At 73.9% G+C, this 15,000-nt stretch carries 10 protein-coding genes and 4 pseudogenes; 6 read left to right on the forward strand and 8 right to left on the reverse strand.

Annotated features, from left to right (window positions below):
- Nucleotides 1-112 precede the first annotated feature (112 nt).
- Nucleotides 113-1,219 carry an ADP-ribosylglycohydrolase family protein gene (locus B085_RS0117970; RefSeq protein ID WP_037731858.1) on the forward strand — a complete coding sequence of 369 codons (1,107 nt, stop codon included), beginning with the start codon at nt 113-115 and terminating at the stop codon, nt 1,217-1,219.
- Nucleotides 1,220-1,511: 292 nt separating this feature from the next.
- Here B085_RS0117970 and B085_RS0117975 read toward each other — a convergent pair whose 3' ends face one another.
- On the reverse strand, nt 1,512-2,222 hold the full coding sequence (locus B085_RS0117975) for an AMP-binding protein (protein ID WP_234018591.1): 711 nt from the start codon (nt 2,220-2,222) through the stop codon (nt 1,512-1,514).
- Nucleotides 2,223-2,523: 301 nt separating this feature from the next.
- Here B085_RS0117975 and B085_RS0117980 point away from each other — a divergent pair, with 301 nt between their 5' ends.
- The 3 genes and pseudogenes from B085_RS0117980 to B085_RS50805 form a co-directional block, all read left to right on the forward strand.
- Nucleotides 2,524-5,487 (forward strand): AfsR/SARP family transcriptional regulator, encoded by a 2,964-nt coding sequence (locus B085_RS0117980; RefSeq protein WP_018559961.1) that lies wholly within the window; start codon nt 2,524-2,526, stop codon nt 5,485-5,487.
- Between the two features lie 147 nt (nt 5,488-5,634).
- On the forward strand, nt 5,635-5,769 hold the full coding sequence (locus B085_RS51460; RefSeq protein ID WP_018559962.1) for a hypothetical protein: 135 nt from the start codon (nt 5,635-5,637) through the stop codon (nt 5,767-5,769).
- Nucleotides 5,770-5,975: 206 nt separating this feature from the next.
- A pseudogene (locus B085_RS50805) lies at nt 5,976-6,319 on the forward strand (enoyl-CoA hydratase/isomerase family protein); the annotation flags it as partial.
- Nucleotides 6,320-6,549: 230 nt separating this feature from the next.
- Here the strand turns inward: B085_RS50805 and B085_RS0117990 are convergent.
- Together B085_RS0117990 and B085_RS0117995 are read right to left on the reverse strand one after the other, a co-directional pair.
- Nucleotides 6,550-8,928, reverse strand: a complete 2,379-nt coding sequence (locus tag B085_RS0117990; protein ID WP_018559963.1) for a PQQ-binding-like beta-propeller repeat protein — start codon at nt 8,926-8,928, stop codon at nt 6,550-6,552.
- A gap of 135 nt (nt 8,929-9,063) precedes the next feature.
- Nucleotides 9,064-9,864: a VOC family protein gene (locus B085_RS0117995; protein WP_018559964.1), complete on the reverse strand. Its 801-nt coding sequence runs from the start codon at nt 9,862-9,864 to the stop codon at nt 9,064-9,066.
- Between the two features lie 193 nt (nt 9,865-10,057).
- Here B085_RS0117995 and B085_RS0118000 point away from each other — a divergent pair, with 193 nt between their 5' ends.
- A complete protein-coding gene (locus B085_RS0118000; protein WP_037731860.1) occupies nt 10,058-10,705 on the forward strand; it encodes a TetR family transcriptional regulator in 648 nt (215 codons plus the stop codon).
- Nucleotides 10,706-10,882: 177 nt separating this feature from the next.
- On the opposite strand, the pseudogene B085_RS47055 reads toward B085_RS0118000, so the two are convergent.
- The 5 genes and pseudogenes from B085_RS47055 to B085_RS48680 all read right to left on the reverse strand — a co-directional run.
- Nucleotides 10,883-11,348: pseudogene (locus tag B085_RS47055) on the reverse strand (nitroreductase/quinone reductase family protein); the annotation flags it as partial.
- Nucleotides 11,345-12,066: pseudogene (locus tag B085_RS47060) on the reverse strand (acyl-CoA dehydrogenase family protein); the annotation flags it as partial. The pseudogenes B085_RS47060 and B085_RS47055, both read right to left, overlap by 4 nt.
- 397 nt (nt 12,067-12,463) lie before the next feature.
- Nucleotides 12,464-13,033 carry a GNAT family N-acetyltransferase gene (locus B085_RS0118020; RefSeq protein ID WP_051102088.1) on the reverse strand — a complete coding sequence of 190 codons (570 nt, stop codon included), beginning with the start codon at nt 13,031-13,033 and terminating at the stop codon, nt 12,464-12,466.
- Nucleotides 13,030-13,281, reverse strand: coding sequence for an OB-fold domain-containing protein (locus tag B085_RS48675; RefSeq protein WP_037731862.1), 252 nt, complete (start codon nt 13,279-13,281; stop codon nt 13,030-13,032). The genes B085_RS0118020 and B085_RS48675 overlap by 4 nt, the downstream gene beginning before the upstream one ends.
- Nucleotides 13,269-13,343, reverse strand: a pseudogene (locus B085_RS48680) (DoxX family protein); the annotation flags it as partial. The pseudogene B085_RS48680 and the gene B085_RS48675, both read right to left, overlap by 13 nt.
- A 132-nt stretch (nt 13,344-13,475) precedes the next feature.
- Between B085_RS48680 and B085_RS0118030 the strand changes: the two are divergent.
- The gene (locus B085_RS0118030) at nt 13,476-14,669 is read left to right on the forward strand and encodes a flavin-containing monooxygenase (RefSeq protein WP_018559969.1); all 1,194 of its coding nucleotides are present in this window, start codon (nt 13,476-13,478) and stop codon (nt 14,667-14,669) included.
- The last annotated feature ends 331 nt before the right edge of the window (nt 14,670-15,000 follow it).

Below are 15,000 nucleotides of genomic sequence, written 5' to 3' on the forward strand. Positions count from 1 at the left end.
GGAGGCCTTGCCTTGCTCCGTGCCCGACCGGCCACACTCCGTTCGCGACCGGAAGCCGACCGATCCGGGTCGATTACAGTGCTTGGTCGGGTCGAGCAGAGAGGCGCTGGTGATGAGCGGGGCCGTATGGGGGCGTGCCGAGCAGCAGGACTTCCGCAGCCGGGTGCGCGGTTGCCTGCTCGGCGGCGCGATCGGCGACGCCCTCGGCGCCGGCGTCGAGTCCGACTCGCCGGACGCCGTTCGGCAGGCGCACGGCGAGGGCGGGGTCACCGACTACGTCCCGGCGTACGGGCGGCGGGGTGCCATCACCGACGACACCCAGCTGACGCTGTTCACCGCCGAGGGCCTGATACGCGCCCAGGTGCGCCGCGACGCCGGGGCCTGGCACCCGCCCACCGATGTGCACCGCGCCTACCTGCGCTGGGCGGCCACCCAGAACGACTGGGGGCCCGACGAGCGCCGCATGGACACCGGCTGGCTGGCCCGCGAGGAGTGGCTGTACGCGCGCCGCGCCCCCGGCAGGGCCTGCCTGACAGGGCTCGGCGACGAGCGCATGGGCACTCTCGGCAGTCCCAAGAACCCGCAGTCCAGGGACTGCGGCACGGTCGTGCGGTCCGCGCCGTTCGGGCTGCTGGTCGGCTGGGAGCCGCACCTGGTGTTCCAGCTCGCCGCCGAGTGCGCCGCGCAGACGCACGGTCACCCCACCGCCGTCCTGGCCGCCGGGGCGTTCGCCGTCATCGTCCACGGGCTGGCCCGGGGCGAGGCACTGGACGGCGCCGTGCAGCACGCGCTGGCCCTGATCGCGGCGCGGCCCGGGCACGAGGAGACCTCCGCGGCCCTGCAGGCCGCGCTCGGCGCCGTACGCCAGGGGCTGCCCGGCGCGGAACGGGTGGAGTCCCTGGGCGCGGGCCGGACGGCCGAGGCGGCGCTCGCCGTCGGCGTCTACTGCGCCCTGGTCGCCGAGGACGTGCGGCACGGGCTGCTGCTCGCGGTCAACCACTCCGGGAACAGCGACTCCACCGGCTCGATCTGCGGCAACCTGCTCGGCGTGCAGCACGGCGAGACCGCCCTGCCCCCGGCGTGGATCGCGGAGCTGGAGGGACGGGGCACCATCCTGCAGCTCGCCGACGACTTCGCCATGGAGACGACGCAGGGACCGGCGCTGCACGGGCCCGGTGGCACCTCCGCGGCCTGGCTGGAGCGCTACCCGGTCGACTGACCCGCCGGAGGAACGCTCAGAGGTACCGCGCGAAGTCGTCGAGGGTGCGCAGCACCTTCGCCGTTCCCGCGGACGGCAGTTGCAGCACGACCTCGCCAGGGGCGTGGCCTACGGGGCCGCACGTCCTGGAGGCCCCGCCCCCGGCCCACCACGAACCGCGCGAGACCCGGACCGACCATCCCGGATGGGGGTCCCCCCGGCCGAAGGCTGGGGGAGGGCGGGAGGGCGGGGGATGCCCGCCGCAGGCGCAAGCAACCCACACACAACAACCGGCCGCAACAAGCGACCCCGGTCACGCCACACCCCCACCCGGCGCAAGCAAAAGCATGCGCCACACCGCGTCCTCCAACCCGTGCACGGAGGCGATCCACCCCAGGCTGTCCTCCGTCGTGCCCCGGCCCGCCGCGACCGCCAGCTCACCCACCGCGTCCGCGAGGTCCCCGTGCCGCAGCGCGGGCTCCATGCGGCCCCCGCCGAGCCCGTCGGCGACGTAGCGCTCGTAGCCGGGTGCCGTGCGCAGGACACCGACCGGACGCCACTCCCGCGCCAGCCGGTCCACCGGCTCCCCGCCGACCCGGGACCCGTCGGCCTCGACGACCTCCGTGCGCGAGCGGTCCACCGCGAGCGCGGTCCACGCGTCGGCGCCGGTGAGCACCGCCGCGGGACGGCAGCGCTCGACGGCCTCGGCGACCGTCCCCGCCCCGTCCGGGCCGCCGCCGACGAGCGGCACCGCCGCCATACCGGCGTACAGGCAGCCGTAGAACGCCCCGGCGAGGTCCACGCCGGGCTGATAGGCGAGCAGCACCCGGCTGCCCGGCGGCAGCAGCCGCCCCAGCCGCGCCGCGACCGCGCGGGCGCGGCGGTCCAGCCCGGCGAAGTCGCAGTCGTACGGCTCGTACGGGCGCCCCTCGGGATGCCGAACGGCCCGGCGGCGCAACGCGGGACCGGGCAGCCGGTACACCGACGGCCCCGGCCCGCTCCCGCTGCGGCTCGGTCCGCTCACGGCCTGCGGCACACAACGCGCACACATGGGCGGCCCTCCACCTCCTCCGACGGGACACCCGTCAGACCGACGGCATATGACCGCACTTCACATGAAACCTGCCCGAACATTCCCCGCTACTTCCTGCTACGCCCCTCCCGAAAGCCACCCATAGGTGACCGCGTACAGGTTGAGGCGGCAAACTGGCACAGGCAGCGGAACCGATCGGGTCGGTCCCGCCGTCCGTGAAAACTGTTCCGGCTCGTGATGAACGATCGATATACGCGCTCGTCGCGCAGTTCGGCGGCACCAGGGGGCAGGCATGGCAAGCGGTAAGGACCAGGGCGGGGCACTGCGCTTCGCGGTCCTCGGCCCGGTGCGGGCCTGGCGCGGCGCGGAGCCGATCTCCGCCGGGTCGCCACAGCAGAAGGCGCTGCTGGGCGCCCTGCTGCTGCGTGGCGGCCGCACGGCCACCGCGCAGGAACTGCTGGACGCGGTCTGGGGCGAGGACCCGCCGCCCACCGCGCTCGCGGCGCTGCGCAGTTACGCCTTCCGCCTCCGCAAGGCCCTCGGCGCCGAAGCGCTGGTCACCGTCGACGGCGGCTACGCGCTGCACGCCGGCGACGGCTTCGACCTCTTCCTCGCCGAACGGCACCAGGCCGCGGCCGAGAAGGCCCGCGCCGCGGGCGACCTGGCCACCGCCCGCGAGGAGTTGCGCGGCGCCCTCGCCCTCTTCGACGGGGAGCCGCTGGCGGGGCTCCCCGGCCCGTACGCGGAGACCCAGCGCACCCGCCTGCTGGAATGGCGGCTGCAGCTCACCGAGACCTGCCTCGACCTGGACCTGCAGGCCGGCTGCCACGCGGAGGCGGTCTCCGAGCTCACCGTGCTGTCGGCGGAGCACCCGCTGCGCGAACGCCCGCGCGCCCTGCTGATGCTCGCCCTGTACCGCAGCGGGCGGCAGGCCGAGGCGCTGGGCGTCTACGCCGACACCCGCCGTCTCCTCGACGACGAGCTGGGCGTCGACCCGGGCGCGGAGCTCGCCGAGCTGCACCAGCGCGTGCTGGAGGCCGACCCGTCGCTGCTGCCGCCGCTGGTCCCGCAGGCCGAGGCCGTCGCGGAGCCGGTGCGTCCGGCCCAGCTGCCCGCCACCGTGGCCGACTTCACGGGCCGCGTCGCCTTCGTCCGCGAGCTCGGCGAGCGCCTGGCCGCGTCCTCGGCGGAGGGCGGCGTCATGTCGGTCTCCGCCGTCGCCGGCATCGGCGGAGTCGGCAAGACGACCCTCGCCGTCCACGTCGCCCACGCCGTCGCGGGCACCTTCCCCGACGGCCAGCTCTACGTCGATCTCCAGGGCACCGCCGCGCGGCCCGCCGAACCCGAGACGGTGCTCGCCTCCTTCCTGCGCTCCCTCGGTGTCACCGACTCCGCGATACCCGAGTCCCTCGCCGACCGCGCCGCGCTCTACCGCTCCACCCTCGCGGGCCGCCGGATCCTGACCCTGCTGGACAACGCCCACGACGCCGCCCAGGTCCGCCACCTCCTGCCGGGCACCCCCGGCTGCGCCGCGCTGATCACCAGCCGCGCCCGCATGGTGGACCTGGCCGGTGCGCACCTGGTCGATCTCGACGTCATGAGCCCGGAAGAGGCGCTGCTGCTCTTCACCCGCATCGTCGGGGAGGAGCGCGTCGCCGCCGAACGCCAGGCCGCCCTCGACGTCGTCGCCGCCTGCGGCTTCCTGCCGCTCGCCATCCGCATCGCCGCTTCCCGTCTGGCCACCCGCCGCACCTGGACGGTCTCCTTCCTCGCCCGCAAACTCAGCGACGAACGGCGCCGCCTGGACGAACTCAAGGCCGGCGACCTCGCCGTCAAGGCCACCTTCGAACTCGGCTACGGCCAGCTCACCGCGCATCAGGCCCGTGCCTTCCGCCTGCTGGCCCTCGCCGACGGCCCGGACATCTCGTTGGAGGCGGCGGCGGCCGTCCTCGACCTGGACTTCCACGACGCCGAGGAACTGCTCGAGACGCTGGTCGACATCAGCCTCATCGAGTCCGCCGCACCCGCCCGCTACCGCTACCACGACCTGGTCCGCCTGTACGCCCGCGACTGCGCCGAGCGCCACGAAGGGGACGACGCCCGCTGCGCGGCGGTGTCCCGGCTGCTGGACTTCTACCTCGCGTCGGCGATGTGCGCCTACGAGCTGGAGAACCCCGGCGACCGCCTGCTCGCGCACCTGGCCCCCGTGGGCCGCGCCGGAATGCCCTTCGGCTCCCGCGAGGAGGGCCTGGACTGGCTGTTCACCGAGGCGCCCAGTCTCCTCGCCGCCGTCCGGCAGGCTGCCGCCGGCGGTTGCGAGGGCCCGATGCGGCGGGCCGTCGACCTGCTGCTCGTGAGCCAGGACCTGATGGAGTCCGGGATCTACGCGCGCCAATACGAGCACGCGACGCGCTCCCTCGTCGCGACGGCCGACGCCTGCGGCGAGCCGCTCGTGGAGGGCCGGGCCCGCGTGCTGCTGGGCCAGCAGTACGTCCTGGCCGGACGACTGGAGGAGGCCGACCGGGAGGCCGAACGCAGCCTCGCGCTCGGGCGTGCCGTCGACGACCCCCTGACCAGCAGTTACGCCCCCAATCTGCGCGGGATGGTCGCCCTCGCGTCGCGGCGCTTCCCGGACTGCGCCGACCATCATTCCCAGGCCCTGGAGGCCTTCGTGGCCGACGGCAACCGCCATGGCGGCGCCGCCGCGCTGAGCAACCTGTCACGCGCCCAGATCGAGCTCGGGGACGTCTCTGCCGCCGTGGCCTCGGCGGAGCGGGCCCTGTCGATCTACCGCGAGCTGCGGGCCGGGTTCCGTCTCGGCAACGGCCTGTACGCGTTCGCCATCGCGCTGACGGCGGCGGGTCGCCGCGAGGAGGCCCTGGCGTCGCTCTCCGAGGCGCTCCCCGTCTTCAGAGCGGCGCGACAGCAGTTCTGGGAGGCCATGTGCCTCTTCCGTATGGCGGAGGTGCACCTGTCCTCCGGTGCCCACCGTCAATCGGCCGCGCTGGCCGAGCAGTCGCTGAACGCGCTGCGCGATCTGGGGGGCGAGCTCTATCACGCAAAGGTGCTCACCGTCCTCGGGCGCGCGCTCGCCGAGGTGGGCCAGGTGGACCGTGCCCGCGCCTGCTGGCGGGACGCCCTGGCGTCCTTCGCCGCGCTGGGCTCCCCCGACGCCGCCGAGGTCCGGCTCCTGCTCCACGGTCCGGCCGCCCCGGCGATCGCCGTCCAGCGGTTCCGCACCACGCAACACCGCTGATACAGGACATCAACAGTTCCGTTTATCGGTTGATTATCGAGGCCTGCCACGATTCCATCACTGCAAGAGCTGCCCGCCTGGTAGCGCACGGGGGTCGTTGCCAGGCGGGCTTCGTATCGGCCCAGTTCCACCACAAGGGGAGGCAGCGTGAGCGAGACGGCACCCGAGTCCGGCTCCACCGTCGAGGAAGAGCCGGAAGTCGTCGAGACCGAGGAGATCGAGGAGCCCAAGGTCAAGGGCGACGACACCACGGTCAAACCTGACAACTGGCACTCGCCCTGACCGGTGCCTGCTCGGCGGACGGCCGGCCCGAGGGGGCACGGGGGACAGCACGACGGGGGACAGCACCACCACGGGGGAAGCAGCACGGCCTGAGGGCGCACCAAGGGGGGAGCGCCTCAAGGAGCGGGGGGACGGCACAAGGGATCCATGGACCGACTGCGGCGCGGAGGGGGCGCCGCAGTCGGTCTTCGTCATGCACCGGATCAGCCATCGCCATGACGCAGCACATGCCGTACGGCGAGGTGATGCGCATGGCCCTGATGGGCACCGCGGAGCGGATCGGCGCCCGGCGCGCCCACGAGACCGGGCTGGTCTCGGAGGTCGTGCCCGGGCCGCTGCTGCCCGGCGCGGCCCTGCGCGCGGCGGCGCTCCTCGCCGCCCACCAACAGAGGCCGTACAGGGCACGATCCGAGCCGTCCGGTCGGCCCACGAGGCCGCGCGGGCCCAGGCCTTCGCCCACGCGCCGCACCTCAACGCCCTCGGCAACCTCCCCCCGCAGCGCCAGACCCGGCTGTTCGCGGACCGCACCCGGGAGCACCGCGTGCGCTGACCGGCCTCCCCCCGCGGGTGCCGCGGAGCCGTACGCGAACGGGGAACTGCCGCCGCGGGGGCCGGTGGTGACGCCGCCGCCCCGCGGGTGCCGGCCTCACGACGGCCGGCGCGGGTCACCCCTGACTTCCCCTCACGTGGCGCCTCGGCCGCCCACCGCGTAAGTTGGCCGGCGGCGGCCGTCGTCTGCCCCTTCCGTGTTGTGGCACGACGGCCGTCGGCCGGGGTCCCTCAGGTGCGCCGGGTGGCCGCCTCGGTGCCCTTCACCGCGTTGAGGGCGTAGACGCAGCGGTCCTTGCTGCTCGCGTAGACCACGCCGTCCGAGACCACCGGGGAACCGGTGATCTCCCCGCCGGTCTCCAGCTTCCAGCGCAACTGGCCGCCGCTCGCGTCGACCGTGTAGAGGCAGTGGTCCTTCGAGCCGAAGTGCACCCGCCCGTCGGCCACCACCGGGGAGCCGACGATCTCGCCCTGGGCGGCGAAGCGCCACTTCGGAGTGCCGGAGACCGCGTCGAGCGTGTACAGCGCGCCGCCCGCGCCCAGCATCACCGAACCGCCCGCGACGAGCACCGGCTCCACGCTCTGCCGCTGCTCCGTCGCGACCCGCCAGCGGTCGCGCCCGTCCGCCGGGTCCAGGGCGTACACGGTGCCCAGGTAGTCCGCGACGTAGACCCCGCCGCCGCTGACACCCGGTCCGGGCACGAAGGCGGGCGGCGCGAACATCACCGCGGGGGCGTCGAAACGCCACCGCTCGCTGCCGCTGCGGGCGTCCAGGGCGAGCACGCGGTTCCCGACGGTCACGTACACCGCGCCGTCGGCGACGACCGGACGGGTCGGCATGGCGCCGCCCTCCCCGGTCGGGTACGACCAGTGCTCCGCGCCGCTCGTCGCGTCCAGGGCGTGCAGCCGGCCGCCGCCGTGGAAGTACACGACGCCGTCCACCACGCTCGGGCCGGACTCGGGCGTCTCGAACTCCGTCTGCGCCCCGCCGCGTTCCCAGCGCAGCCGTCCGGCCGCGGCGTCCCAGACCTGCACGCCGCCGCCGCGGGTACCGGTGACCACGGTCCCGGCGTCCGCGCGGAGCGAGTAGATCCAGCCGTCCACACCGGTGCGCCAGTGCTCGGAGCCGTCCGCCGCGTCCAGCGCGTACAGGCTCGGCCCGTCGGAACCGTGGATCCGGCCGCCCGAGACCGCCATCGTCCACGCCACGTCACGGGTCTTGAACTGCCGCCGCCCGGTGGCCACGTCCAGCGCGTGCACCTCGAAGGAGGTCACGTAGAGACGGCCCGAGGACACGACCGGGGTGCCCCACACGTCGTTCGACATGCGGAACCGCCACGGCCGCCATTCGCCCGGCGGGACCGCGGGCGCCTGCGGGGCGCCCTGGGGGCTGCCCTGACCGGGCACCGCCGCCGGCGGAGCCCCGGCCGCGCCGCCGCGGCCCGCCCAGCCGAGGCCACCTCCGGCGGCGGTGGCCGCGGCCTGGTTCTTGCGCTCGGCGAGCCGCATCCCGGGCCCTATCGGCGCCGAGCCGGCGAGCTGCACCGGTCCGCCCGGGCCTTCGGCGGCGACCGCAGAGGGTCGTGCGGGCGCCACGGGGGGCGCCACGGGAGGCGCGGGCGGCTGCGCCGGCATCGGGGGCACCACGGCACCGCCGCCGGGCGCTCCGGCGCCCACGCCACCGCCGGCGGCGCCCGGCCCCGCGCCGGGGCGACCGCCACTGCGCCGCTCCTCTATCAGGCCCACCGCCGCGGGCGGCAGCCACGCGGAGGCCGTACCGGTGTCGTCACCCGCGGAGGAGAACAGATGCGGCGCCAACTGCGCCTGCAGGTCGGCCGGGCTCGGCCGGCGGTCCGCCTCCATCCGCATGCACGCGTCGATGAGCGGCCGCAGTTCGTCGGGCAGACCCGACAGGTCCGGGCCCTCCCGGAGCAGCATGAAGACCGTCTCCACGGGGTTCGCCCCGTGGAAGGGCGCGTGCCCCGTCGCGGCGAAGACCAGCGTCGAGCCCAGAGAGAAGACGTCGCTGGATCCCGTGACGCTGCGCGAGTCCTTGGCCTGCTCGGGCGACATGTACGCCGGCGTGCCGACCGCGACGTTCGTCATCGTCAGCCGCGTGTTGGACACCCCGCTCGCGATGCCGAAGTCGATCACCCGCGGGCCGTCCTCCACGACGAGCACGTTGGAGGGCTTCATGTCCCGGTGGACGAGCCCCGCCCCGTGGATCGACTGCAGCGCCTCCGCGACGCCCGCCGCCAGCCACCGCACGGCCTGCACCGGCAGCGGACCGGACTCGTTGACGATCTCCTCGAGCGAGGGCGCCGGCACGAAGGCCGTCGCCAGCCAGGGCACGGCGGCCCTGGGATCGGCGTCGACGACCGCCGCCGTGTAGAAGCCACTGACCGCGCGGGCCGCCTCGACCTCACGGGCGAAGCGCACACGGAACAGCTGGTCCTCGGCGAGCTCCGCCCGTACGGTCTTGATCGCCACGCGCCGGCCGGACGCCGATCGCGCGAGATAGACCAGGCCCATACCGCCGGCACCCAGCCTGCCCAGCACCTCGAAAGGGCCGATCCGTCTCGGATCGTGCTGCGTCAGCTGCTGCACCACTGCCCTGCCACCTCCCCGTGGGTTCCCCCCATCCCGGGGTACGCCCCTGATTCTTCCTGGGATGAGTATCAGTTGCGAACCCGGGGCGGTGTCGACACGCGATTACCTTTGATTCGGTTGCGGATCCGCCCGCGTTCAGGACGGCTTCTCACCCACCGTGGTTCCGGGGTCGATCAGGGCGAAATGGGCACCCTGGTCGTCGCTCGCCAGGAGAAAACGGCCGAAAGGCGAATCCATCGGACCCATGGTGACCCGGCCCCCGAGCCGCCCGACGGTCTCCGCGGCGCGGTCGGCGTCGGAGACGGCGAAGTAGACGATGAAGTGCGCCGGCAGTTCCTCGGGGAATCCCTCCCCCATCCGGTAGCGGCCGAGCACGGCGTTGCCCGGCGTGACCTCCTGGCCCTCGGGGACGAAGATCCGGAAGTCGATGGCCTCGTCCTCGATCCGCTTGCTGCCGAAGCCGAAGACCTCCGCGTAGAAGGGATCGGTCCGCTCGGTCTCGCGCGTGTAGATCTCGGTCCAGATGTAGGAGCCCGGTACACCGGTCGCCTCGAAGCCGCCGTGCGTGCCGGGCTGCCACACCCCGAACACCGCGCCGCCCGGGTCGGCCGCCATGAGCATCGAGCCGAAGGCGCCAACAGCCATGGGTTGCATGATGAGTTGACCGCCCGAGTCCCGGATCCTGTCCGCGGTGGCCCGGATGTCGGAGGAGGCGAGGTAGAGGTTCCAGACCGTCGGCATCCGGCCGTCCGGCTTGGGGGCGAGTGCCGCGACGTTCTTCCCGTCCGGACCGTACGCCTGGGTGTACTGGCCGTACCGCTCCTCCCCCGCCCCGAAGGTCCAGCCGAGCAGTCCGCCGTAGAAGCGCTTCCCGGCCTCCAGGTCGTTGAGCATGGCGTCGGCCCAGCAGGGAGTGCCGTCGGGATAAGCGGCCATCTCGTCCTCGATTCGTCCGATGATGCGACCGGCGATCCCGATTCACGTGGGGATTCGCATGGATCGACGGAGTGTCTGGCTTGACACGTTATCGGCGGATCCCCCGCTGCGCCCGAGGAGAAATCGAACACATGGCCTTCCCCATTTGCAGGCATCGAATCGCGCGCTGATCACCAGCCCGTAAACTGACGGCATGACAGGACAAGTTCGCACCGTCGACGGCCGTGTGGCAGGCCGCCGGGGACAGGCGACGCGGCAGAAGCTGCTCGACTGCCTCGGTGAAATGCTCAGCACGTCGCCGTACCGGGACGTCAAGGTGATCGACGTCGCCCGGATGGCGGGTACCTCCCCCGCAACGTTCTACCAGTACTTCCCCGACGTCGAGGGCGCCGTCCTCGAGCTCGCCGAGGAGATGGCCAAGGAGGGGGCCGCGCTGACGGACCTCGTCGCCGGCCGCTCCTGGGCCGGCAAGTCCGGCGCCACGGCGGCGGAGGAACTGGTCGAGGGCTTCCTCTCCTTCTGGCGCAAGCACGACGCCATCCTGCGCGTCGTCGACTTGGGCGCCGCCGAAGGGGACAAGCGGTTCTACAAGATCCGTATGAAGATCCTCAACCCCCTCACCAATTCCCTTTCCGACTCGATCAAGGAGCTCCAGGGCAAGGGCCGGGTCGACAAGGATGTCACCCCGGCAGCCGTGGCCGGATCCCTGGTGGCCATGCTCGCCGCCGTCGCGGCGCACCAGAAGGGCTTCCAGAGCTGGGGCGTCAAGCAGGCCGAGCTGAAGCCGAACCTCTCGCTGCTGGTGCACCTCGGTGTGACGGGCAAGAAGCCGACGCGGTGACGCCGCGGCGCTGACGCCCGCCTACGGCGGCATTGTTGACCTACGTTCACGTCAAGTCCTGCCTGTGACGACGCGGGCGCCCACCGGTCCTCGGGGGAGGTTGCCGGTCCAGGCGCCCGCGTTGTCTTTTCCCAAGGCCTCGCGCTGCGGCTCCACCGGCGCACCGCCGCCCTTCTCCCTGGGGACGAGCCGGAACAGCCTGATCCGCCGCTCCACGCGCCGCGCGTAGGCCGCGTACGGCGGCCCGAACTCCACAGCGCCGCCCACACCTCCTCGCGCTCCTCGCCCGTCGGCAACTCCGCGCGTACGGGCATGTCCCGGCCGCGCCGGCCGACCTCCGCGTCGGGGTGCCTCAGCAGGTTCGCCGTCCACGCCGGATGGTCCGTGCGGCCGAAGTCGCTGCCGGCCAGTACGAACGTCCCGCCTTCCTCGGGCATGCAGGCCAGCGGGGTGCGCCGGGGCAGGCCGCTGCGCGCGCCGGTGGCGGTGAGCGCCAGCCCGGGCGGCATCCGGGCGCTGAGCAGCACCTGCCGCGGGTCGCCCGGTGCACGAACCGGTCCACCGCCGGGACGACATGCGGTCCGGCCCTGGCGAACGCCCGGGTCGACGGCACCTTCTGCACGACGGTCCACAACGGGTTCATGCCACCGCCCTTCCGCGGGTCGCGGTCGCGGTCGTGGTGGTGGCAGCCGTGGCGAAGAGGCCCGCGCGCTCGGCCGCGTGGGCCCGCAGCGCGTGCACGGGGCCGAAGAGCGACGCGTCGGAGGCGGCCCGCTTCACGTACCGGTGCGCGTGGTGCTCCCCTATGCAGCCGATGCCGCCGTGCGGCTCGACGGCCTGCCCCCACGCGGCGCGCAGCGCCTCGAGGCCCTGCGCGAGGGCGAGCGGTGCCGCGACCTCGGCGTCCGGCGCCTGCTCCGGGGGGCTCCCGACGGCCCAGGCGGCGTAGCAGGCGGCCGAGCGGGCGGCCGAGCGGGCGGCCTGGACCGGACGTACAGGTCGGCTAGGCGGTGCTTGACGGCCTGGAAGGACCCCACGGGCCGCCCGAACTGCTCCCTGACCCCGACGTACTCCAGGGTGCCCGCGAGCGCCCGGGAGGCGGCTCCGACGGCCTCGGCGGCCAGTGCGGCGGCGGCCAGGACACCCGTACGGGCGAGCGCGGTGCGCGGATCGCCGGCCTCCTGTCCGCCCAGGGGCTCGGCGGGGACGTCGCGCAGTTCGACGCGGGCCCGCGGGCGGGTCTCGTCCAGAGCGGTCAGCCGCCTGCGGACCAGGCCCTTCGCGTCGCCGGGTACGAGGAAGAGCCGGATGCCGCTGCGGGCGTAGCCATCCGTATGAGCGGCCACCAGCAGCAGCCCGGCGCCGGGCGCGACACGGTGGTCGCCATCGAGGCCTCCGCGGCGACGCCGCCCCCACGAGCACCGCGGCCGCCGCCACCGCCCACGCGATGTAACGACGCTTCTTCGACATCCGGTGACCGGACATCCCCACCCCATTCACGACACGTGGCACACCACGCCGGGTGCGCCTTCGGAACTGCTGAGGCCCCTCCAGGCGCGCGCGTACGGCACTCCGTTCGGCCCGTGTGCGGCGGCTGAGCGGCGCGCGGATGCACCGGCGTACGGGTCCGCGGCGCGCGAGGGGTGGATCGCACCCTGGTCAAACCGCCCACCGCGACCGGGAAAGCAGATGTCCCGATCGGCACAAGATTCCCCAAGGCACGGCAAATCTCCGCGCCGAGCCGCTGCCGTAGGCGGGTCAGGAACGCGGATCGGTCGCAAGGCGGCTGTGCAGATGGACGTCCCGCAGGGTGCCCGACAGGTCGACCACCGCCTCACGCAGGACGCCTTCGAGGACGTAACCGCAGCGCCGTGCGACGCCGCAGGAGGGCTCGTTGCCGACGACGTGGCCGAGTTCCAGCCGGTGCAGCCCCAGATCGCGGAAGGCCCACCGGGTCACCGCCTCCAGCGCACGGGTGGCGACGCCGCGTCCACGGGCCTCCGGGAGCATCCAGTAGCTGACGCGTGCGCCGCGCATGGCGTGGTCGATCATCCCTATCCCGGTCTGGCCGAGTACGACCCCGGCCTCGGTGACGGCGAACGACGCGAGGTCGCCGGCCGCCCAGCCGTCCCGGCGGCGCCGCAGGAAGCCCCGCGCCCCTTCCTCGTCCGGTTCGGGGGCGTGCGCGGTGTTCCAGCGCCGGAAGTCCGGGTCGCCGAGGCCGCGCAATGCCGCGTCCAGGTCGCCGGGGGTCTCCTCCCACGGTCTGAGCAGCAGTCCGTACGCTTCCAACTCCACGGGCCTCAGCACCACCTCATTCAAGCTCATGCAGGAAACGGAGGCCGTCGGACCGGGCGGAAGACGGGGATCGCGATCCCGGTGCCGTCGGCCGCGGGGCGGAAGCGGACGCGCAGGTCCATGCCGACGTGCAGCGCGTCGTGGGCGCAGCCGACGACCTCCGTCATCATGCGCGGCCCCTCGGGGAGGTCGACGACGGCTGCGAGATAGGGGACCCGTCCGGCGAAGGGCCTGAGGTCGTTGGCGTGCACCACGGACCAGGTCTCTCCAGCCACCACGGTCCCAGGCCGATGCGCAGCTCGGCGAGCCATTCGGCGCCGGTCAGCCAGATCGTCTGCATCGCTGCCTCCTCTCGGCAACACATCTGACGGTACGTCAAATGACCGGCTGCGGTCGCTCCTTCGCAAGGTGCCGGGGCGAAAGCGCGCTACCTTCCGGTAGTGACCCTCACCCTGCAGGCACGGGAGCAGCCATGACCGACACCTCGGCATCCGCCGGTACCTCCGCATCCGCCGCCACCCCCATACCGAACACGGCCGCGCCGGACGCCATCGTCGTCGGTGCCGGCCCCGGCGGACTCGCCGTCGCCGCGTCGCTGCGGCACCGGGGTGTGCGCACCCTGGTCGTCGAACGGTCGGACGCGGTGGGCGCCTCCTGGCGCGGCCACTACGACAGGCTGCGGCTGCACACGACCAGACGGCTGTCCGCGCTCCCGGGCCTCGGGATCCCCCGGGCGTACGGCCGCTGGGTGGGCCGCGACGACGTCGTGCGCTACCTGGAGCAGTACGCCGAGTTCCACGAGCTGGACGTCGCCACCGGCATAGAGGTGGGGCGGATCGAGCCCGCCGAGGACCCGGCCGCGGGCTGGGTGCTGCCCGCCACCGGCGGCCGCCGGCTGACCGCGCGGAGCGTCGTCGTGGCCACCGGCTACAACCACACGCCGCATCTGCCGGACTGGCCCGGGCGCGACACCTTCGACGGCGAGCTGCTGCACGCCTCGCGCTACCGCAACGGCCGGCCCTACGAGGGCCGGGACGTCCTGGTCGTCGGCGTGGGCAACACCGGCGCGGAGATCGCCGTCGACCTCGCGGAGTCCGGCGCGGCCCGCGTCCGGCTGGCGGTGCGGACACCCCCGCACATCATGCGCCGCTCCACCGCCGGGTGGCCCGCACAGCGCACCGGGATCATGGTCCGCCGCCTCCCGACGAAGCTGGTCGACGGGATCGCCCCTTACGTGGAGCGCATCTCCGTGCCGGACCTGTCCGCGCACGGGCTGCCCCGCCCGGACAACGGGCTCTACTCGCGGGTGCGGGCGGGATCCATCCCCGTCCAGGACGTCGGCATCATCGACGCCGTCCGGTCGGGGAAGGTCGAACCCGTGGCCGCCGTCGAGGGCTTCGACGGGCATGAGGTGCTGCTGGCCGACGGCACGCGGATCACCCCGGACGCGGTGGTCGCGGCCACCGGCTACCAGCGCGGCCTGGAACCGCTCGTCGGTCATCTCGGCGTCCTGGACGAGCGGGGACGGCCCGTGACACACGGCCGCCGCAGCCCGAAGAGCGCTCCGGGTCTCTACTTCACCGGCTTCACCAATCCGATCAGCGGCATGATCCGTGAAATGGCCATCGACGCGCGCCGGATCGCCAAAGCGGTGGCACGGCGGTAGCCCACGCGGCGCGGCAGGTACCGAGGGGGCGCCGACGAGCGCCCTCGGCACCCCGCACAGCGGCTCCGCACCCCCTCTGCGCACCCCCGCGAGGCTCCCGCACCAGCCCGGTCCGGCGGACCGGCCGGCCCTCTTCCCCTCGGCCGGCCGGGCAGCCGACCGCTTCTTCCGGCCCGGCTCCCTGGCGGTCGTCGGCGCCTCCGACGCTCCCCGAGGGCCGCCCCCCACCGGCATCACCCGGCAGCTCGCCACCTGGGCCGAGCGGGTCGGCGCCCGGCTCCACCCGGTCGATCCCGGCCGCGCCGGCGTCGCCCTGGCCGCCGACACGGCC

Source organism: Streptomyces sp. BoleA5 (assembly GCF_000373665.1).
Classification (GTDB): domain Bacteria; phylum Actinomycetota; class Actinomycetes; order Streptomycetales; family Streptomycetaceae; genus Actinacidiphila.

Coding starts and splice junctions, on each gene's coding strand:
- B085_RS0117970 (WP_037731858.1), top strand. CDS start 113: ATGAGCGGGGCCGTATGGGGGCGTGCCGAGCAGCAGGACTTCCGCAGC.
- B085_RS0117980 (WP_018559961.1), top strand. CDS start 2,524: ATGGCAAGCGGTAAGGACCAGGGCGGGGCACTGCGCTTCGCGGTCCTC.
- B085_RS0117995 (WP_018559964.1), bottom strand. CDS start 9,864: ATGGCCGCTTATCCCGACGGCACTCCCTGCTGGGCCGACGCCATGCTC.
- B085_RS0118000 (WP_037731860.1), top strand. CDS start 10,058: ATGACAGGACAAGTTCGCACCGTCGACGGCCGTGTGGCAGGCCGCCGG.
- B085_RS0118020 (WP_051102088.1), bottom strand. CDS start 13,033: ATGAGCTTGAATGAGGTGGTGCTGAGGCCCGTGGAGTTGGAAGCGTAC.
- B085_RS0118030 (WP_018559969.1), top strand. CDS start 13,476: ATGACCGACACCTCGGCATCCGCCGGTACCTCCGCATCCGCCGCCACC.